Source organism: Corynebacterium lizhenjunii (genome assembly GCF_011038655.2).
Lineage (GTDB): Bacteria > Actinomycetota > Actinomycetes > Mycobacteriales > Mycobacteriaceae > Corynebacterium > Corynebacterium lizhenjunii.
The window spans coordinates 1527026-1546219 of record NZ_CP064954.1 but is presented as its reverse complement, the minus strand read 5'-3'; the positions used below and the strand labels follow the sequence as shown (position 1 = coordinate 1546219).

The window sequence follows — 19194 nt, the reverse complement described above, 5'->3', positions numbered from 1 at the left end:
CCTACATCCTGCGCCCGATGCCGATGATTCTCCGTGCAGCGGGTAGTCTTGACTGCCATGAGCACAGGTATGACAGCACACAACGGAGTCGAGATCTTCGGCCGCGTCGGCGTTGCCATGGTTACCCCGTTTGATGGGGATGGCAACCTGGACATCGCAACCGCCCGTCACCTTGCCGCGCACCTCGTGGATAACGGAATTGACCACCTGGTGGTCTCTGGTACCACGGGAGAGTCGCCAACTACTACGGCGGCGGAGAAAGTAGAACTGCTCACCGCCGTGAAGGCAGAGGTGGGCGAGCGCGCTCGCATCTGTGCCGGAGTGGGGACGAACAACACCGCTGCGTCGGTAGAGATGGCGCGTGCGGCAGCCGCCGCAGGGGCAGACAGCCTCCTGGTGGTCACGCCCTATTACTCGAAGCCGTCCCAAGCAGGCGTGTATGCGCACTTTGCTGCCATCGCGCAGGCTACGGACACTCCGATTTGTGTGTATGATATCCCTGGTCGCTCGGGTATTGCGATTGAGCCAGACACTATTCGTCGGCTGGCCGAACTACCCACAGTCCGTGCGGTCAAAGACGCCAAGGGAGACCTGGGTGCGTCCGCTCCGCTGATTCAAGAGACCGGCCTGGCATGGTACTCCGGTGATGACCCGTTGAATCTTCCCTGGCTCAGCCTGGGGGCATCTGGGTTTATTTCCGTGGTCGGCCATGCTGCGCCGCGGGCTCTGGCGGAACTGTACTCTTCTTTTGAAGAGGGCAATCTGGCGCGTGCGCGCGAGATTAATGCCACCGTACTGACCCCGCTCATCCGTGCTCAAGCACGCCTGGGTGGAGCAACCCTTGCAAAGGCTGCCCTGCGACTGCAGGGCATTGACTGCGGAGAACCGCGCCTGCCCGTCGTTGCTGCAAATGATGATGAGCTGGTGCAACTTCGCCATGATATGGAAAAGGCTGGAGTCCTTTAAGAATGACTGAATCTCGTACCCGTTCCCGGAAGGTAACCCGCAAGGCGGGTCCGCCGGCAGAAAACCAAGAAGCGGCCTCCACTGAGGCGGCTTCGCCGGTTTTCCAGGCCCCCACGGACCTGCCCGCTGGCAATGACCAGGCCGCAGCGCACAAGGATGGCGCTGCTGGCGAAGGCGCTTCAGGGGAGGGCAATCGCCGTACCCGCACTCGCGGCCGCGGCCGCTCCCGGGGTGGAAGCTCTGCGGCAGCAGACGACAACGGTGCTTCTGGCAATGGCAATGGCAATGGAAGCGGCAACAACAATGGCCGCCGCGGCAATAGCCGTGGTGGCGGGCGCCGCAACGTTCCCAAGTCCATGCAGGGCGCGGACCTGACTAAGCGCCTGCCGGAGCCGCCGAAGCAGCCGAAGGACGCGCTGCGTATCTATGCTCTAGGCGGTATCTCTGAAATTGGCCGCAATATGACGGTCTTTGAGTACCAAGATGAGCTGCTGATTATTGACTGCGGCGTGCTCTTCCCGTCCTCTGATGAGCCTGGCGTGGACTTGATCCTGCCGGATTTCGGGCCGATTGAAAAGAAGATCAAGAAGGTCAAGGCCCTGGTGGTCACCCATGCCCACGAGGACCACATTGGTGCGATCCCGTGGCTGCTGAAGCTGCGCCCGGACCTGCCGATTGTGGCTTCGCGCTTTACCATTGCGCTTATTGCTGCGAAGTGCAAGGAGCACCGTCAGCGTCCGAAGTTCATTGAGGTCAATGAAAAGTCGGACGTGACTTATGGTGTCTTCCGCTGCCGTTTCTGGGCTGTAAACCACTCTGTGCCGGACGCCTTGGGCGTGATGCTGGGGACCCCGGCTGGCAACATCATCCACACCGGTGATATCAAGCTGGACCAGACCCCGCTGGACGGGCGTCCGACGGACCTGCCCGCACTTTCGCGTTACGGCGATGAGGGTGTGGATCTGATGTTGTGTGATTCCACCAACGCCAATATCCCGGGTGTGTCCTCTTCCGAAGGCGACATCCCGGCAACGTTTAAGCGACTGGTGGCCGGCGCTAAGCAGCGCGTGATCATCGCTTCCTTCGCCTCGAACGTCTACCGCGTGCAGGCGGCTATTGATGCCGCCGTGGCCGCAGGACGCAAGGTGGCCTTCAACGGCCGGTCCATGATGCGCAACATGGAAATCGCAGAGAAGATGGGCTTTTTGAAGGTCCCGCGCGGGACCATCATTCCCATCGACGAGGCCTCGAAGATGGCCCCGCACAAGACGGTGCTGATCACCACTGGTACCCAGGGCGAACCAATGGCTGCGCTGTCGCGCATGGCCCGCCGTGAACACCGCCAGATCACTGTCCGCGACGGCGACCTGATCATCTTCTCCTCTTCCCTGATTCCGGGTAACGAGGAAGCGGTCTTCGGTGTGATCAATATGCTCTCCCAAATCGGCGCGGAGGTTATTACCAACAAGGAAGCCAAGGTGCACGCCTCCGGCCACGGCTATGGTGGCGAGCTGCTCTTCCTCTACAATGCTGCCCGCCCGCGCAACGCCATGCCGGTTCACGGTGAATGGCGCCACTTGCGCGCCAACAAAGAGCTGGCGGTTTCCACCGGCGTTCCTGCGGACCGCGTGGTGTTGGCCCAAAACGGTGTGGTGGTTGACCTGCACAAGGGCCGTGCCCAGGTGGTGGGCCAGCTGCAGGTGGGTAACCTCTATGTCGATGGTGCGTCCATGGGCGATGTGGATGCCGACACTCTGGCAGACCGCACCAACCTGGGCGCCGGCGGCGTTGTGTCGATTACCTGCGTGATCGATAACCGCACCGCGCGCCTAATGGAGTACCCGACTGTTGCGACCACCGGCTTTGCTGAGGATGACCGCAACGTCGTCCCCGAGGTTGCCAAGCTGGTAGCCAATACCATGGAGGACCTGGCTGCGGAGGGTGAGAATGACACCTACCGCATGGTGCAGAAGCTTCGCCGCAAGGTCTCTAAGCTGATGGATTCCAAGTACAAGCGGGAGCCGGTCATTTTGCCCACCATTGTACCGGTTGCAGGGGGCAATATCGTGGCTGATGATGAAGACGTCCAGGCCGCGCGCATGTCACTCTAGTTCGCTAGAACACGATCGCGCACCCACTGCGCACATCCACTTCTCTGCGCCGGGCCGCGGGATTTGGGTGGGCGAGTGTGCTGTTGCTTAGGCTCCAGTATTATGCTGGGGCCTATGTCTTTTTCTTCCTCTGAGCGCGCTCGTATGGTATCTCTATTTGAACAACTTGGTCCGGAGGCTCCCACGCTATGTGAAGGCTGGACCACCAGGGATCTGCTGGCTCACCTGTGGGTTCGGGAAAACAAGGTGCTCGCAGCCACCGGCATGTTTGTCCCAGCCCTGGCGGGGCGTTTGGATAAAGAAATGGATGCCGCGCGTGCCCGGGATTACCAGGAACTGTGTGCGGCGTGGGGTAGGGGAGCGGGCCGCACCAGCCCGGTGCGCTACCTTGACAACATTGTCAATACTGCTGAGCACTTTGTGCACCATGAGGATATTCGCCGTGCCAACCCCGATCACGTCGATGCCCAGCCGCGGGAGTTTTCCCGCGTGGTCGAAGATAAACTTCACCGGGCTTTGCGAACTCTTGCTCCGCGCCTGTTGGGAAAGTCTAGGCAACCGGTTGTGCTCTACCCGGAAGGTTGGGAGCGTATTGTCCTCGCAGATAAGCACGGCGTTGCGGATACCGGCAACGCCGTGGTCAGCGTTCATGGCCCAGTAGGGGAGTTGTTGCTGTTCGTCTTTGGCCGCGACGCTGCCCAGGTGCGCATTGAGGGTGATGCGGCCGCCATCGTCCGCTCAAGCGTCTAGGCTTGCGCCCTTAATTAACCCCTAATTGCGCAGCGTACGCGCGCCCAGGGGTGCCTTGAGTTCAACGACGAGCGAAGAGGTGGCGCCAATTAGCGTACAGTCCTGGGGAGCGCCCGGCAGTGAGCCTTCGGTGACTTTAATAGCCACGGAGGTTGCGGACTCGCTGACCTGGGTGCGGTACCCGTAGCACTTTGGCTCGCCGCTAGGGAAGAAGACGCGGATCTTCTTGCCATCTTCTAGCCGTTGGTAGCCAGTCCATTTGATTGGGTGCTCATTGTTGAGCTCCGGTGCTTCCTGGATGTCTGCGGCCTTTTGTGACGTCTCGTGCACTAGCCCCGCAGTGCTGCTGAGCTGGTCACCGACAGAGGTAGCAGAAATAATGCCGAGCACGATGCCGATCAGTGAGATGATCGTGGCGATTGCCCCTGCAGCGGGACCGACAAGGGTCGAGAGGTCCTTCGGGATGTCAAACCGGGGTAGTGAGAGGTTCATTATGACTCCTTGAGCTAGAAAACGGCCTTTGCCGTCTTGATTCTCGCTGTCTTGATTGAGGTAAAGGCGGGATGCTGCCCTAACGGGTAGGTTAGTCTCGCTGCGCTCAGAAATCATCAATTTTGGGCTTTGGGCTTATCCCCCCTATTAGGGGGTGTCCAAGCGTTGACGCTTCGTGTGTTAAGTCGATTCGTTGGTTTGCATACTAGGTCGACGGACGGTCTGGAGCCCCATCGGGCCATGTTGCCGCTGCCTTGTAGGCGCAATACGCGCAGACGGCCATCACCGGGAGGTTTCCAAGGATTATCCACCAAGGGACATCCTCGAAGGCGAATATCTCCAGCAGGAGGCTGACAAAGCACAGCATCACCACGTTTGTCCCCAGTGCAATAATTAATGCGCGTCGGCCGGGTTTCATTGTGTCCTCATTTCTTTACTCCGTGGAATCTCTCTGCGCCTTGGAATCTCTCTACGCCTCGGAAATTCTCGACGTCCGAGGATTTCTGTACGACCCAGAGGAGATTCACCGCCGTGAAGTCGGATTCCCCAAGGCAACCTTCGGCGGACTCCAGTGACCATAGCAGAACATGGCACCCAGTCGGTGTGGCACGTGTGAATGTTGGGGCTCAAGGCGCTAGAGTGGCGGCTATGTCTGTCAAAAATTCCTCCTCGCGTGGATCTGCACGCGGTAGCGGTAACCGTTCCACGCACGGTGGACGTTCCAGGGAAGCATCAGCATCGCGTTCGCGCCCGGCAGGCCGCAGTTCAAAAACTGCAGGCAAGAGCGGTAATGCGCGCCCTTCCGTGCCGGAGACGTTGCAGGTAACCTCGTCTCACCGCGCAGCCGTAACCGGGCAGGAGCGCACCGGTAGCGCATTCCGGGCAGTGGGTAGCGGACTGTCGGCGGCTTTCGGGGCCACTGCACGTGGATTGGGAACGCTGACCCGCGGGGTGCGCAACACTGTAACGGGTGCATCGCTGGCGGAGGATTCGCCCAATCGCCGCGTAGCCGACGAGCACCCTGGCATGGCTGAATACGGCGAGGAGCCCGCAGGGCTGGACAGCTTGTTTGACACTGACCCTGACGATGCCGACCGTGATACCGCAGAGGAGCGAAGGAAGATTTCGACGCGCAAGAAGAAGACTGTAGCCACAGCGGACAACGGTGAAGAAGACCAGGCCGAGCAGCGTTCTCGCGGCCCGCGTGTGCCTGCCGGGATTAAGGTGCACAACCCCGACGCTTGGGGCCTGGTGCTGCTGGGGCTTGCCGCTATCTTGGGTGCCTCGGTGTGGTGGGATGTTGCTGGGCCTATTGGCGCGGTGATTGCCCAGGCCGTGCACCTGGTTATTGGCGCTGGCGCCCTGGTGCTTCCGGTTGCTTTGGTGGCGTTGGCGCTAGCCCTGATGCTTAATTTGCACGGCCCGGAGGGCTCTTTGAGTGCTCGCGTGATCGGCGGCACGGCGCTGATCATTGTCTCCATGCTGGGGCTCATTCATGTGTTTGCGGGCAATCCTGACGCGTGGTCGCAGCGCGTTGAGGCCGGCGGTGCTATCGGTGCATGGACTGGCGGGTTGCTGGCGGCAGGTTTTTCTAGTTTTGTGGCTGTGCCGCTGCTCTTCCTCATCATTATTTACGGTGCGCTTAACGTAACCGGAATTACCACCCGCCAGGCGTGGGACTACCTGGTGATGCTGGTCAAGGATCTGTTGCCCGATGGCACCGAGGATGCCGAGGACGACGGGGATGACGACGTCTACGGCTACGCTGATTCCGATATTGAGGACATCGCTGCAGGCCGTGAGCGCTCGCCACGGCGTGCCGCGCCACCTACCCCGAGCGCTCCGGTGGCGCCTGCCCGTCCGCCTCGGCCGAGCACTCCGCGCCCGGCGCTGCGCCGCACCCCGCAGCCGCGGCGTGATGCTGATACTGATGCCTTTCCCGTGGTGGAGCCGTCCACTCCCAGCTCCGAGGCTACCCAGACCCTGCCGCGCCCGCAGCAGTCCCAGTCTGCCGATGCCCCCACTCCCGCACCCGCTGCCCCTGCCGCAACCGCCGGGGACGGCCCCGCTGATGCTGTGAGCAGCTCCCGCGAGGCATTGCGCGCTGCCATCATCGCGCGTTCGGGCATGGACCCGGCCACCGGTCGGGCTGTAGCAGACGATGCCCCGGATCCGGCACCGGTGCCCGTCCCGTCCGCAGCCCCGAAGCCTGCAGCGACACCGCAGCTGGCAGAGACGCCGATGTCGGTGGCAGCACCGGAGGAGACGGTGAGCCTTCCGGGGGCATCGGCAAGTACGGTGCAGGCAAGCACGTCCCAGCCAAGCACAACGCAGCCAGGCCCTGCACAGCCAAGCACGGCGCAGGCAAGCAGCGCACCGGCAGTGGTGGAGCTGACCCACGATGATGCCTATGACTTGCCCACTACGGACCTGCTGACCGCGGGCAAGCCAATGGCAGCGCGCACGGAGGTCAATGACCGCATTATCGAGGCCATCACGGAGGTCTTTGCGGAGTTCAAGGTGGACGCGCAGGTCACCGGCTTTAGCCGCGGGCCGACGGTGACGCGATATGAAATTGAGCTTGGGCCAGGCGTGAAGGTCTCGAAGATCACCAACCTGCAGTCCAACCTGGCCTATGCCGTGGCTACGGAAAACGTGCGTCTGCTCACGCCAATTCCGGGCAAGTCCGCGGTGGGCATCGAGGTGCCGAATCCGGACCGGGAGATGGTACGCCTGCGCGAGGTGCTTGATGCCCCAGATATGGTTGCCTCGCCGGATCCCATGCTCATCGGTCTGGGTAAGGACATTGAAGGCGAATTCATCTCTTCATCTATTCAAAAGATGCCGCACCTGCTGGTTGCCGGTGCGACGGGCTCCGGTAAGTCGGCGTTTGTCAACTCTTTGCTGGTCTCCCTGCTAACGCGCGCGACGCCGGATGAGGTGCGCCTGATTCTGGTGGATCCGAAGATGGTGGAATTGACACCATATGAGGGTATTCCGCACCTGATCACGCCGATTATCACGCAGCCCAAGAAGGCGGCCGCGGCCCTGCAGTGGCTGGTGGAGGAGATGGAGCAACGCTACATGGATATGAAGTCCGCGCGCGTGCGTCACGTGATGGACTACAACGAGAAGGTGCGTTCGGGCCAACTGCAGGCGCCCCCGGGCTCTCAGCGGGAGATGCGCCCCTATCCGTTTATTGTCTGCGTGGTAGACGAGCTGGCGGATTTGATGATGACGGCGCCGAAGGAAATTGAGGAATCCATCGTGCGCATCACGCAAAAGGCGCGTGCTGCGGGCATTCACTTGGTGCTGGCCACGCAGCGCCCGTCGGTGGATGTAGTGACCGGTCTGATTAAGACCAATGTGCCCTCGCGCCTGGCGTTTGCGACGTCCTCGTTGACGGACTCGCGAGTCATTTTGGACCAGGGTGGTGCCGAGAAGCTCATCGGTATGGGCGATGGCCTGTTCATCCCCCAGGGTGGGCGTCCGGTGCGTATGCAGGGTGCGTTCGTCTCTGACGATGAAGTCCAGGCGGTTGTCGATGCCGCGAAGTCCCAAGGCCAGCCCAACTACACCGAGGGCGTGACGGAGGACAAGCAGGCAGATGCCAAGAAGGACATCGACGAGGACATCGGAAAGGATTTGGATGATCTGCTAGAGGCCGTGGAGCTGGTGGTGACCTCCCAGCTGGGCTCGACCTCGATGTTGCAGCGCAAGTTGCGCATTGGTTTTGCCAAGGCAGGCCGCCTGATGGACCTGATGGAGTCCCGCGGCATTGTGGGCCCCTCTGAGGGCTCCAAGGCCCGCGAGGTGCTGACCAAGCCCGAGGAGCTGGAGACCATGTTGTGGTACCTCAAGGGTGCCGATCCTGCCGATGCCCCCAAGGCCCTCGACGCCGCAGAGTCCGCCGATGCTGCTGATGCTGCTGCTGGCATTGCCGGTTCTCCCGGGTCTGCCGATGCCGCCGCTTCCGATGCCGCCGGAGCCGGGCCCGGGGTTGCCGACAACACCCGCACCGTGCAGGCCACCTACAACCCTTCGGCGGGTGCCTTCTAGCCGCGGCCTGTCCGGATTCCGCCCGGATTTTAGCCCGATTGTGTCTGGGTGTTTCCGGTTTGCGTCCGTAAAGAGGCCGGAAAATCCCATCCGCCGTGTGAAGATGTGTATACTGTTTCTTCGTATTGGAGGGGAGTACCCCGGCCCACGGCGCTGATCGTCAACACGGTTCACACCCGGTCACGCTGGCTCGCCTGCACGGTGTCTGTGCAAGCGGGTGGGGGAGACCTCCGGTCAATTGTTGTCACTACGACCGGAGGATACAGCTTCTTATGTCTGTGCCTATATGGATGTGGATCATCACTATCGCGGTGATCCTGGGCTTTTTCATTTTTGATTTCTACTCCCACGTGCGCACCCCGCACGAGCCCACCCTGAAGGAAGCCGGGCTGTGGTCCGCTTTCTACGTGGGGATCGCGCTGCTATTCGGCCTTGGCGTCTGGCTCATCTGGGACCACGAGCACGGTATGCAATACCTGACGGGTTATGTTACGGAGAAGGCATTGTCCGTCGATAACCTCTTTGTATTCGCGCTGATCATGGGCGCGTTTAAGATTCCGCGCAAGTACCAGCAGAAGGTGTTGCTCTTCGGCATTGTCATTGCGCTCATTGCCCGTTTGGTGTTTATCCTCCTGGGTGCGGCTCTGATTGCGGCGTGGTCGGATATCTTCTATCTGTTTGCAATTTTCCTGCTCTACACGGCGATCAAGCTCATCATCGATGAGGTCCGGGATGCCGAAGAAACCGATCCCAATGACATGTTGGTGATCAAGTGGCTGCGCAAGGTGGTGCACGTCACCCCGCGCTATCACGGCGATAAACTGGTGCACCGTGATGAGACCGGGCGCCGTGGCTTCACGCCGCTGTTTATCGCACTAGTTTCTATTGGCCTGGTGGACGTGATGTTTGCCTTCGACTCCATCCCGGCCATCTATGGCATCACTGCAGAGCCCTTCCTGGTGTTTACCACGAATGCCTTTTCCCTGATGGGCCTGCGCCAGATGTACTTCCTGCTTGACGGGCTGCTGGACCGATTGGTCTACCTGCCTTATGGCCTGGGCATCATCTTGGGCTTCATTGGTATCAAGCTGCTCTTCCACGCGCTACATGAAAACAATCTGCCGTTTATCAATGGTGGCGAGGACATTCACGGCGTACCGGAGGTCTCTACCTCTGGTTCGCTGCTGGTCATCGTGGGCGTGCTGGTGGTTACTGTCCTGGCATCGGTGTGGAAGAACAAGCGCGAGGAGGCCCAGGGCGGTGTGCGCGTCTCCCACAACCACTATGACTGGGATGAGGAAGGCAACAAGATTGTGCGCAACCGCCGCGGCGAGCTGGTGGGCTTGGCCTCCCAGCTGCCGAAGGAGCAGCTGCCCTAGGTAGGCCTAGAAGGCCAGTCGGCCAGGGCCGACCAAGGTTGGCCAAGGTCGGCCAAGGCCGGCTAGATAGGGGTGCGCAGGGGATTTACGCGAAGCTGTTGATAACGGGGTTCCACTCGCGTACTGTCCGCGAGTCCAGCAGGCCTTGCGCGTAGAACGGGTCACCGTCCATGATGGCGGTGGCCTTCTCGACGCTTGCGTCGTCTTCTTCCAGCGACAAAATGATGAGGGCACCACCCGTCGTGTCCGGGTGCGGGCCGGATCCCACAATGTGTCCCTCGGCATGGAGCGTTCCGATGAATTCCCGGTGGGCCGGGCGCACCTGCGCGATACGCGGGTCGGTGGGGTCATAGGCATATGCAACTGCAAAGTACTTCATGAGGCCAGCATAGTGGTCTATAGGTATGATGGGGGCGTGACTGACGCGAATTCCACCTCTTCTGCAGCACACGACAAGCCCTCTAACTGGAATCTTCCCAATGTGCTGACTTGCGCACGCATTGTATTCATTCCAGTTTTTGCCTGGCTGGCGCTGCGCGGCTACGTGTGGTGGAGCTTTTCGCTCTTCGTGCTGTTGATGATTACCGATAAGATCGACGGCGACATCGCCCGGGCCCGTAATCTGATTACGGACTTTGGCAAGATCATGGACCCGATTGCTGATAAAGCCCTGATGGCCACCGCTTTGGTGTGTCTGAACCTGGCTTATGGTCTGCCGTGGTGGATTACCGCGGTCATTTTGTTCCGTGAGTTCGGCATCACCCTGTGGCGCATGTTCATGCTGCGCCAGGGCAAGGTGGTTCCCGCTTCCAAGGGCGGCAAACTCAAGACTGTGCTGCAGTCTTTCGCGGTGGCCCTGTACCTGTGCCCGCTGCCCGGTTGGATGGATCCGGTGGCGTTGATGGTCATGTTGCTGGCTGTGGTGGTTACCGTGGTCACCGGCGTACAGTATTTGGTCGACGGCTACCGGGAGAACTCCCGTGCCTAGCTTGCCGATACCCCCTCAGCCTCCCTCTCCACCCGTGCCCGAGGTTTGCGCCGCTGCGCTCCAAGCCCGCGCCGAGCTGGCGGCCCGCGAGGTGGTAACGGAGCTGACCGGCAGGGGGCGGACGCTGGCTAGTTGCGAGTCGCTGACCGCGGGATTGTTCGCGGCAACGTGCGCGGCGGTTCCGGGGGCATCGGCAGTCTTGCGCGGCGGATTGGTCACCTATGCCACTGAGGTTAAGGCACATTTCTTGGCAGAACCCTTAGCGCAATTGGAGCGTCAAGGCGTAGTCTCTGCGGAAACGGCGTTGGCAATGGCACGCGCGGCGCGCAGGCATTGCGGCGCTGATTGGGCCGTGTCCTTAACCGGAGTGGCCGGTCCAGACCTGCAGGAGGGACACCCGCCGGGAACGGTCTTTATCGGTATCACTGGTCCCGCGGGCCTGGAGAGTGCTCGCCAGGCCCAGGGGCTTGCCGGTGGACGCCAAAGCATTCGTTATGGCGCAGTGGAACGTGCTTGCCAGGTGCTGCTGGAGGCGGTGCGCGCGCAGGGATAGCTGGCCCGCGGGAACAAAGGACAGCTTTGGTACGTTAGGAGTAGTGATGAACACAACCACAGCACTCTTGGATCAACCCTCCGCACACCGGCCTGGCATGCACGTGACCGCAGGACACCGGCCCGGCGCACATCGTGGCGCCACCGACAGCTCTGCTGCCCATGGCATGAGTGCGGTCCAGGGCGCAGCCAAGCGGGCCCCAGAACCGCTGCTGCGGGAAGCCTTGGGTCTAACTCTGCGGGCGTTTCGGGCGGATAAGGGGATCACGCTGCGGGAGCTGGCTGGGATTGCGCATGTCTCGCCGGGGTACTTGTCTGAGCTGGAGCGCGGGCGCAAAGAAGTGTCCTCAGAGATGTTGGCGGCGGTGTGCGCCGGTCTGGGCACCACAGTGGCAGATGTCTTGCTAGAAGCCGCGGGCAACATGGTCATGCCTAGCGTCGACGCTGAATTGGCTTCCACTGTTCCTGCAGCCCGCGAGGCTTAAGGCGCCGGACGTGCGTTAGCACTACTATTAACGGGCAGACTGAGTTTTACTGATAGAGAAAGGTCTTAAGAAGTCATGGCTAATCCTTTTGTGAAGGCGTGGAAGTACCTCATGGCGCTGTTTGACTCCAAGATTGAGGAAAACGCGGATCCCAAGGTCCAGATTGAGCAGGCTATTGAGGAAGCCCAGCGCCAGCACCAGGAGCTCTCGCAGCAGGCTGCAGGGGTCATCGGTAATCAGCGCCAGTTAGAGATGCAGCTCAATCGCCGCCTTGGTGACATTGAAAAGCTTCAGGCTAATACCCGCCAGGCGCTGGAGTTGGCGGATAAAGAGCGCGCCAACGGCAACGAGTCGAAGGCTGTTGAGTATGAAAACGCCGCAGAGGCTTTTGCCGCGCAGCTGGTAACTGCAGAGCAGGCAGTCGAAGACACCAAGAAGTTGCACGATCAGGCACTGCAGCAGGCCACCCAGGCCCGCCAGGCGGTAGAGCGCAACGCCGCAGCACTGCGGGAGAAGGTAAACGAGCGCTCCAAGCTGCTCTCCCAGCTAGAGCAGGCGAAGATGCAGGAAAAGGTCTCCGAATCCCTGGGCTCTATGAGTGAGCTAACCAACACCAACACGCCGTCGCTGGATTCGGTGCGCGATAAGATTGAGCGCCGCTACGCCAAGGCCCTGGGTCAGGCTGAGCTGGCCGGAAACTCGGTGGAAGCGCGCATGCATGAAGTCCAGCAGTCCGGTATCCAGATGGCCGGCCATTCGCGCTTGGAGCAGATTCGCGCAGAGATGAACGCTGGTAAGGAGCCCAAGGCGGTAGAGTCCTCTTCCGCGGAGGCGATCGAGGCCCCAAAGGCCTCTGGTTCTGCGGCGGATCAGGCCGCGCAGCCTAATACCGCTGGGGTGGATGATGCCGCAGTCCAGGCCCGCCTGCGCGAACTGCGCGGGGAGTAGATGCGACTAGTTCCCGGAGTGGCGCGTGCGCGGGTCAGCTTGTGCACGGTAAATAAGCCAATTCGGGTTAGTCGCCCACGCCGCGGGCCTGGAGAGCCTCACCGATGGCGCGAGCGCGGCGGATTGAACGAATAAGCACCGGGGTGCCAAAGGCAGTGGGGGAAAAACCTGCGCCCCGGGCCTTACGGGCATCGAGGACCTCATAGACCGTCTCAAACATCAGGGGGATTAGCCGGATGGTCAGCGCCATCGCCAGGCTAATGGTATCTACCGGGACGCCGAAGCGAGCCAGGGGGCGCAGGCTGTCTTCCAATGACTCCATGATGGCATCGACGGTAGAAGTCAGCGTGAGTAGGAAGGCGGCCATCATTGCTGCGAAGATGGTCAAAAACATCGTTGCTGCATAAGTGAAGTCTTTAGCCCACCATTGGAAGGCCGCCAGGGGTACCAAAATAAGCAAAGGGGGCCACAGCTGACTCAGCGCAACGCGATATGGAATACGGGCCACCACGTAGAGCACCGCAATTATCGCCACCGCAACGAGCCCCAACGCTATGGTGCGAAAAGCCACGCTAGTGACCAAGACAAAGACCATGAGCAACCCAATTTTGTGGCTGGGCTTCATCTTGTGGATAACACTGTCACCAGCTACATAGACAGATAGCGGCAGGGTAGTGCGACGTTGGGGCATGGCAACCTCTTAAAACAGCAAGTGCGGGTCAAAGGCGGGTGAGGGGAAGGTGAGTGAGGGGAAGGGGGCATCGGCAAGTTCAAACCCGGCAAGTTCAAGCCCAGCAAGCTAAAGCTGAAGCAATTACAGGGGGCGTTGGGCCATGAGGTCGCGGTAGAAGGCGATGACCTCGGCTGGCTGTCCATCGGCGGCGATGCGGTGGTTGTCAATACAGATCACGCGGTCGAAGTCGCTGAGGATACCCAGATCGTGAGTGACCACAATGAGCTGCTGGTCCAAGGCGGCGAACTCTCGCTGAATGCGGTCACGGTTGCGCAGATCGAGCAAGGTGGTGGGCTCATCGGCGATAATGAGCACGGGGTCAATGACCAGGACTGCGGCCAGGGCTAATAGCTGCTTCTGCCCGCCAGAGAGGGTGTGCGGCGACTGCTGGGCCAAGTCTGTCAGCCCAAAGCGGGCCAAGGCGGCATCCACCCGGGCTTCGCGCTCGGGCTTGGGCAGTTTGAAGCGGCGCAGCGAAAAGGCCACGTCGTCGCGGACGTTGGGCATGACGATTTGGTTCTCGGCGTCTGAGAACACAAAGCCAACCTGTTGGCGTATCTCCTTGCCATGCGTTGCAACATCGCGTCCATCCACGGTAACAGTGCCGGAGGTGGGCTCTTCTAGACCATTGATGAGCCTGGTGAGGGTGGATTTGCCGCCACCATTGGAGCCAATAATGCCAATGCGGTGTTCGCTAAGGCAGAGATTGATGTTGTCCAGAATGAGGGACTCATCATAGCGGACCTGAACCTGGGAGAACGTGACCTTAGGCAAGGGCAGAAGCCTCTGGCTGTGCGGACATTGGGGCCTGGGAGGCCCGGGGGCGCCGACCCATAAGATCCGGGAAAGCGGAATGGACACCGAGTGCGATAATGACGGCGACGACTAGCTTGGCGGTATCCGGCAGCAGGAAGGCAACGTTGGCGCCGATTGCTGCTCCCAAGTCGAGCCCGGAGCGCACCATCAAACCGACGACACCACAGGAGTACTGGATGAATAGGCCGACGATGGCCGCGAGGGTCAGGGTGATGGCCATTCCGGCCTTGTTGCGCGGGGCCCGGTAGGCTATAAGCCCGGTGACGGCGGGGGAGATGATGTAGCCGATGATGTAGCCGGCGGTGGGGCCAGCCAGGGCGCGCAACGTGGTTCCGCCGCCAGCCAATACCGGCAAGGCCAGGCCGAGGAACAAGAAAAGCAGGCCCACGAATAGGCCACGGCGTCCGCCGAGCACCAGGCCCGCGAGGATGAGCGCGGCGTTTTGGAGGACGATGGGCACACCTGCGGTGCCAACGGGGATGGAGACAAATGCGAGAACGATAACCAGTGCGGTGAAGACGGCTACATAGGCGATGTCGGTAGCGATAGAGTTCTTTTTCATGGACCATGACCATAGCAGTGATGGCTAAACATTGCAGCCTATGGCACGTTTTGAACAGTGTTCATGCTGGTCGGTTGTACTAGCGGGAGGGGGTAAAGGGGGTAAAGACGGCGGCGAGTCTAGACTAGGTGCCATGCGTTTGACGGAGTTTCACCAGCTGATGGTTGATGAATTTGGGGAGCACGAAGGCAAGTGGATTGCACACTCGCACGTGCTGGCTGAAATGGGTGGTACGGCTGATGAGCTCATTGAGCGCGGTGTGGACCCGCGGGCGGTCTGGGAGGCGCTCTGTGACGACTTTGAGGTTCCTGCTGAGCGGCGCCTGGGCGTTGATGATGCCGCGCGGCGTTAGGCTGTCTTGCTCCGGGCAGGGCTTGGGTGCTTGACGATGCCGCCCGGCGTTAGGTTGTCTTGCTCCGGGCAGGTTGCACTGCAGGAGGCTGTGCCCTTGTTCGACTGGGTTGGTGCTTTGGCTTTCAACACGCGCGCCTGCGCTTGGAAATCGAACAGGTGACCGTCTAGTATGGGTGGGGTGTCCATGCCTGGCTGTAGTGTAGAGCCCGTACTGGTACCCGTAGCGGGAAATCCCTAAAAAGTCTGCGGTGCGTGGATCCTTTGAGGTCTAACTGCAGTCTAAGAAGGTATGGGGCCTGCCTGGGCTCGCTGTCCATAATTACATCCACATAAACAAAACCACACAATCAAGAAAACGACGTTAAGGAACTGGAAAAATGGCTGCAAAAAGCAAGAAGGCCGTAACGGTTGCAACGGGAGCTGACCGCAAAAAGGCCCTGAGTGCCGCGATGGAAAAGATCGAGAAGGATTTTGGTAAGGGCGCTATCATGCGCTTGGGCGATGATAAACGCCCTCCTATTAGTGCCATTTCCTCCGGTAACACCGCCATTGATATTGCCCTGGGTATCGGCGGGTTCCCGCGTGGGCGAATTGTAGAAATCTACGGTCCGGAGTCTTCCGGTAAGACCACGGTGGCTCTGCATGCCATTGCCTCGGCGCAAAAAGGCGGCGGAATTGCCGCGTTCATTGACGCTGAGCACGCGCTGGACCCGGAGTACGCCCGGGCTTTGGGTGTGGATACCGATAACCTCCTAGTTTCCCAGCCGGATACCGGTGAGCAAGCACTGGAGATTGCCGATATGCTGGTGCGCTCTGGCGCGATTGACATTATTGTCATCGACTCCGTCGCTGCGCTCACGCCCAAGGCGGAAATCGAAGGTGACATGGGTGATAGCCACGTTGGTCTGCAAGCGCGACTGATGTCCCAGGCCCTGCGCAAGATGACCGGTGCGCTGTACAACTCCGGGACGACCGCCATTTTTATTAATCAGCTACGCGAGAAGATCGGTGTGATGTTCGGCTCCCCGGAGACCACCACCGGTGGTAAGGCGCTGAAGTTCTATGCCTCCGTTCGCTGCGATATTCGCAGGGTGCTGACTCTGAAGGATGGTCAGGACGCCATCGGTGCCCGCACCAAACTCAAGGTGGTAAAGAACAAGGTATCGCCGCCGTTCAAGACCGTGGAGTTCGACATTTACTACGGCGAGGGCATCTCCCGGGAATCCACCCTGGTGGATCTGGGCGTGGATTTTGGGGTGGTCAAAAAGGCTGGCTCTTGGTTTACCTATGAAGGTGAGCAGCTGGGACAGGGCAAGGATAAGGTGCGCAGGTTCCTCAAGGAAAACACGGAGCTGGCAGACGAGATCGAAAAGAAGATCCTGGCCAAGGCCGGTGTGGGGCCTGATGCCGCTGTAGAAGAGGATGCGGAGGGCGCTGATGGGCAGGCCTCCACGGATGGCAAGGGCGATGATCCCTTGAGCGATGAGTCCGTGGAGTTTGTCCCCACGGTCGACTTTGATGATGACTAATCCGATGGCCAAGGTAGCAGCTCAGACTGCGCTTGAGATGGCGCCCGAGGCGTTGGCTCAGGTGGTGCTGGCCTAGGCGCTCCACTCGGAGTCCAGGAAGTGTTCTGGGCTTTGATGGGGATAGTGGCTTGGGAAGAGAAGGGAAGTGCTGTGGCGGAACCGGCCCCAGATAAGATTGCCCAATTACGTCGTGCGCTGGAGGAGTTTGAGGCCGGTGAGGGCCGCGGCGCACTGTTTGATCCCACCGCCGAAGAAGCCAAGGCGCCGGTGCGGGCACGAGCGCTGCGCTTACTCGACCAGCGGGCACGGTCGCGCCATGAGCTTCGCCAGAGACTCATAGACGCGGAGTGTGACCCTGAATTGGTGGATGAGGTCCTAGAAGACCTCGCCCGAGTGGGGCTGATGGACGACGCCTTCTTCGCACACGAGTGGGTGCGCCAGCGCCATCACATGCGCGGAAAGTCCGCCGCCGCACTTGACCGTGAGTTGCAAGAAAAGGGCGTCTCAGCTGCGGATCGCGCCGCCGCACTGGAGCAGGTGACTGAGGACTCTGAAGAATCAATCATGTGGTCACTGGCGCGTAAGAAGGCCCGCAGTATTAAAGAGCCGCCTGCGGACAGGGCCGAACGGGATAAGGCCCTGCGCAGGATAGTCGGGGTGCTCCAGCGCCGGGGTTTCCCGCTTGGCGCTTCGCTGCGCATTTCCAAGGAGGCCTTGGACGAGCGCCTAGCGGAGTTAGGCGAGGACTACTCGGCGGGGTTGCGGATTTCCTTGTAGCCGGGGGCGTGCCAGTCCGCATTGACCTGGTCCTTAGTCTCAAGGCCCTGGTCCGGGTGGTGGGGAACTGCTGCGACGATATTACGGCGCGCACGGCCGGCCCGAAGTTGGCGTTCGATACGCTGCGCCAAGGTGGTAAGCGCCCAGTTGATGAGGATCATAATGATGGCCACCACAACTAAGGAAGCCAGGTAGTTCTTGTTATAAGACGCCGACTGGATACCGGAGCGAACCACTTCCACGTAGCCAATCTGGTAGCCCAGAGCGGAGTCCTTCAAAGCGATGACCATCTGCGAAATCAACGCTGGCAACATTGCGGCAACTGCCTGCGGTAGAAGCACTGTAAACATGGTCTGCCGGTGCGACAGTCCCAATGCGCGCGCTGCCTCCGTCTGACCTTTGGGCAGTGACTTGATACCAGAGCGGAGAATTTCCGCAATTACGGAACCGTTGTAGAGCGTCAGTGCAAAAACAACGGCGCTAAACGCTAGTTTCTTCGACGGCACCAGGTTGTAGACGGCAAAAAACTGGTAAGCAAAGATCATCAGCAAGAGCACAGGGATGGCGCGGAAGAACTCCACCACCACTCCACAGAAGCCGCGGATGATCCGGGACTCACTGAGACGTCCCAGACCAAAAATGACACCAAAGACCAGGGCCAACAGGATTGATGCGAAGGCGGATAGCAGCGTGCCTTTGAGACCCGGGAGCAGGTACGTGGTCCACGTCTGGGAGTTAAGGAATGGAGTCCACAGATCTGCCGCCAGCTGGCCGCGGGAGTTGAGTTTAGCTAGCACCCATGCGGCGGCAGCCAACGCTAGCACCAGGGTGAGTGCGGTAAAGATGCGGTTATTGCGCCGAGCTTTCGGGCCGGGGGCATCGTAAAGAACTGTTGCGCGGGTAGACATTACTTCTTCACCGCCATGTTCTCAGCAAGTTTGCCCAGGCCGAGGCCCATCGGCAAGGTCAGTACGATGAAGCCGACAGCGAAGATGAAGAAGATGACGAACAGCTGTGAGGCGTGCATTTCAATCGTCGACTTCATCAGCAAGGAGGCTTCGGCCACGCCAATGGCGGAGGCGATTGTGGTGTTCTTGGTTAGCGCGATCAGTGTGTTGCCCAGCGGGACTATGGCCGCGCGTACCGCCTGCGGGAAGATGATCGTGCTAAACGTCTGGCTGAAGCTCAACCCGAGGGAGCGGGCGGCTTCTGCTTGGCCGAAGTCCACTGTGTTGATGCCCGAGCGCAGCGACTCGGCTACAAAAGCGCTGGTGTAGATGACAAAGCCCACAATGGCCAGGCGGAAGTTGTTGTCCACCAAGAAGGTGGAGGACTCGCGGCTGGCCAACGTGAGGCCCAGGTTCTGGTAGAGACCAAAGGAACAGAACAAAATGATCAGCGTCAGTGGCGTGTTGCGCACGATGGTGATGTAGATGGTGGACAGCGTGCGCAAAATTCCAACGGGGGACACACGCATGGCTGTAAGGATGGTGCCGAGGATCATTGCACCAAGCGCGGACCAAAAAGTCAGCTGGATGGTGATCCAGAATGCTGGCCACAGCTGGGGGCCTAATTGAGTCCACATGGAGCTCATGGATTCTCCTTGGAGTATGGGGATGGTGCGCACGCTGAAGGGAGGCGCCCGCCGTAATGACGGTGGCGGTGCGCCTCCCTAGACCGGCGTTGCGAAGTA

The 19194-nt window shown here is 60.3% G+C and carries 20 protein-coding genes; 13 read left to right on the top strand and 7 right to left on the bottom strand.

All coding sequences use genetic code 11. From position 1 onward, the window contains the following. Positions 1–57: 57 nt before the first annotated feature. The 3 genes from dapA (at position 58) to G7Y31_RS07290 (ending at position 3827) form a co-directional block, all read left to right on the top strand. Positions 58–966: a 4-hydroxy-tetrahydrodipicolinate synthase gene (gene dapA / locus G7Y31_RS07300; RefSeq protein WP_165006669.1), complete on the top strand. Its 909-nt coding sequence runs from the start codon at positions 58–60 to the stop codon at positions 964–966. A 2-nt stretch (positions 967–968) separates the two neighbouring features. Continuing rightward, positions 969–3077, top strand: a complete 2109-nt coding sequence (locus G7Y31_RS07295) for a ribonuclease J (RefSeq protein WP_165006666.1) — start codon at positions 969–971, stop codon at positions 3075–3077. Positions 3078–3191: 114 nt separating this feature from the next. Beyond that, positions 3192–3827, top strand: a complete 636-nt coding sequence (locus tag G7Y31_RS07290; RefSeq protein ID WP_328700023.1) for a TIGR03085 family metal-binding protein — start codon at positions 3192–3194, stop codon at positions 3825–3827. A gap of 21 nt (positions 3828–3848) precedes the next feature. On the opposite strand, the gene G7Y31_RS07285 is transcribed toward G7Y31_RS07290, so the two are convergent. Beyond that, positions 3849–4319: a hypothetical protein gene (locus G7Y31_RS07285; RefSeq protein ID WP_165006660.1), complete on the bottom strand. Its 471-nt coding sequence runs from the start codon at positions 4317–4319 to the stop codon at positions 3849–3851. 419 nt (positions 4320–4738) lie between these two features. Here G7Y31_RS07285 and G7Y31_RS07280 point away from each other — a divergent pair, with 419 nt between their 5' ends. From G7Y31_RS07280 to G7Y31_RS07270, 3 genes are all read left to right on the top strand, one after another. Beyond that, positions 4739–4894 (top strand): hypothetical protein, encoded by a 156-nt coding sequence (locus G7Y31_RS07280; protein ID WP_165006657.1) that lies wholly within the window; start codon positions 4739–4741, stop codon positions 4892–4894. A 73-nt stretch (positions 4895–4967) separates the two neighbouring features. After that, positions 4968–8378 (top strand): DNA translocase FtsK, encoded by a 3411-nt coding sequence (locus tag G7Y31_RS07275; protein WP_165006653.1) that lies wholly within the window; start codon positions 4968–4970, stop codon positions 8376–8378. A 272-nt stretch (positions 8379–8650) separates the two neighbouring features. Continuing rightward, a complete protein-coding gene (locus tag G7Y31_RS07270) occupies positions 8651–9757 on the top strand; it encodes a TerC family protein (RefSeq protein ID WP_165006650.1) in 1107 nt (368 codons plus the stop codon). A gap of 85 nt (positions 9758–9842) precedes the next feature. Here the strand turns inward: G7Y31_RS07270 and G7Y31_RS07265 are convergent, their stop codons facing one another. Further along, the gene (locus tag G7Y31_RS07265; RefSeq protein ID WP_165006647.1) at positions 9843–10136 is read right to left on the bottom strand and encodes a YciI family protein; all 294 of its coding nucleotides are present in this window, start codon (positions 10134–10136) and stop codon (positions 9843–9845) included. A 36-nt stretch (positions 10137–10172) separates the two neighbouring features. Between G7Y31_RS07265 and pgsA the strand changes: the two genes are divergently transcribed. The 4 genes from pgsA (at position 10173) to G7Y31_RS07245 (ending at position 12730) form a co-directional block, all read left to right on the top strand. Next, positions 10173–10745: a CDP-diacylglycerol--glycerol-3-phosphate 3-phosphatidyltransferase gene (gene pgsA / locus G7Y31_RS07260; protein WP_235923100.1), complete on the top strand. Its 573-nt coding sequence runs from the start codon at positions 10173–10175 to the stop codon at positions 10743–10745. A gap of 34 nt (positions 10746–10779) precedes the next feature. Beyond that, on the top strand, positions 10780–11298 hold the full coding sequence (locus G7Y31_RS07255; protein WP_235923098.1) for a nicotinamide-nucleotide amidohydrolase family protein: 519 nt from the start codon (positions 10780–10782) through the stop codon (positions 11296–11298). Positions 11299–11464: 166 nt separating this feature from the next. After that, positions 11465–11782 carry a helix-turn-helix domain-containing protein gene (locus tag G7Y31_RS07250; protein WP_235923118.1) on the top strand — a complete coding sequence of 106 codons (318 nt, stop codon included), beginning with the start codon at positions 11465–11467 and terminating at the stop codon, positions 11780–11782. Between the two features lie 75 nt (positions 11783–11857). Further along, a complete protein-coding gene (locus G7Y31_RS07245) occupies positions 11858–12730 on the top strand; it encodes a PspA/IM30 family protein (RefSeq protein ID WP_165006641.1) in 873 nt (290 codons plus the stop codon). Between the two features lie 67 nt (positions 12731–12797). Here G7Y31_RS07245 and G7Y31_RS07240 read toward each other — a convergent pair whose 3' ends face one another. From G7Y31_RS07240 to G7Y31_RS07230, 3 genes are all read right to left on the bottom strand, one after another. Beyond that, positions 12798–13421, bottom strand: coding sequence for an energy-coupling factor transporter transmembrane component T family protein (locus G7Y31_RS07240; protein WP_165006638.1), 624 nt, complete (start codon positions 13419–13421; stop codon positions 12798–12800). A 123-nt stretch (positions 13422–13544) separates the two neighbouring features. Further along, positions 13545–14237, bottom strand: a complete 693-nt coding sequence (locus G7Y31_RS07235; protein WP_165006635.1) for an energy-coupling factor ABC transporter ATP-binding protein — start codon at positions 14235–14237, stop codon at positions 13545–13547. After that, on the bottom strand, positions 14230–14841 hold the full coding sequence (locus G7Y31_RS07230; protein WP_165006630.1) for a biotin transporter BioY: 612 nt from the start codon (positions 14839–14841) through the stop codon (positions 14230–14232). Before G7Y31_RS07230 ends, G7Y31_RS07235 begins: the two co-directional genes overlap by 8 nt. Positions 14842–14974: 133 nt before the next feature. Between G7Y31_RS07230 and G7Y31_RS07225 the strand changes: the two genes are divergently transcribed. From G7Y31_RS07225 to recX, 3 genes are all read left to right on the top strand, one after another. Continuing rightward, positions 14975–15193 carry a DUF3046 domain-containing protein gene (locus G7Y31_RS07225; RefSeq protein ID WP_165006627.1) on the top strand — a complete coding sequence of 73 codons (219 nt, stop codon included), beginning with the start codon at positions 14975–14977 and terminating at the stop codon, positions 15191–15193. A gap of 379 nt (positions 15194–15572) precedes the next feature. After that, positions 15573–16724 carry a recombinase RecA gene (gene recA / locus G7Y31_RS07220; protein WP_165006624.1) on the top strand — a complete coding sequence of 384 codons (1152 nt, stop codon included), beginning with the start codon at positions 15573–15575 and terminating at the stop codon, positions 16722–16724. Positions 16725–16847: 123 nt separating this feature from the next. Then, a complete protein-coding gene (gene recX / locus G7Y31_RS07215; protein WP_425321637.1) occupies positions 16848–17501 on the top strand; it encodes a recombination regulator RecX in 654 nt (217 codons plus the stop codon). Here recX and G7Y31_RS07210 read toward each other — a convergent pair. Both G7Y31_RS07210 and gluC read right to left on the bottom strand, forming a co-directional pair. Then, positions 17471–18409 (bottom strand): amino acid ABC transporter permease, encoded by a 939-nt coding sequence (locus G7Y31_RS07210; protein WP_165006618.1) that lies wholly within the window; start codon positions 18407–18409, stop codon positions 17471–17473. The two genes, recX and G7Y31_RS07210, sit on opposite strands and share 31 nt — an antisense overlap. Next, a complete protein-coding gene (gene gluC / locus G7Y31_RS07205) occupies positions 18409–19095 on the bottom strand; it encodes a glutamate ABC transporter permease GluC (RefSeq protein WP_165006615.1) in 687 nt (228 codons plus the stop codon). The genes G7Y31_RS07210 and gluC overlap by 1 nt, the downstream gene beginning before the upstream one ends. Between the last annotated feature and the right edge of the window lie 99 nt (positions 19096–19194).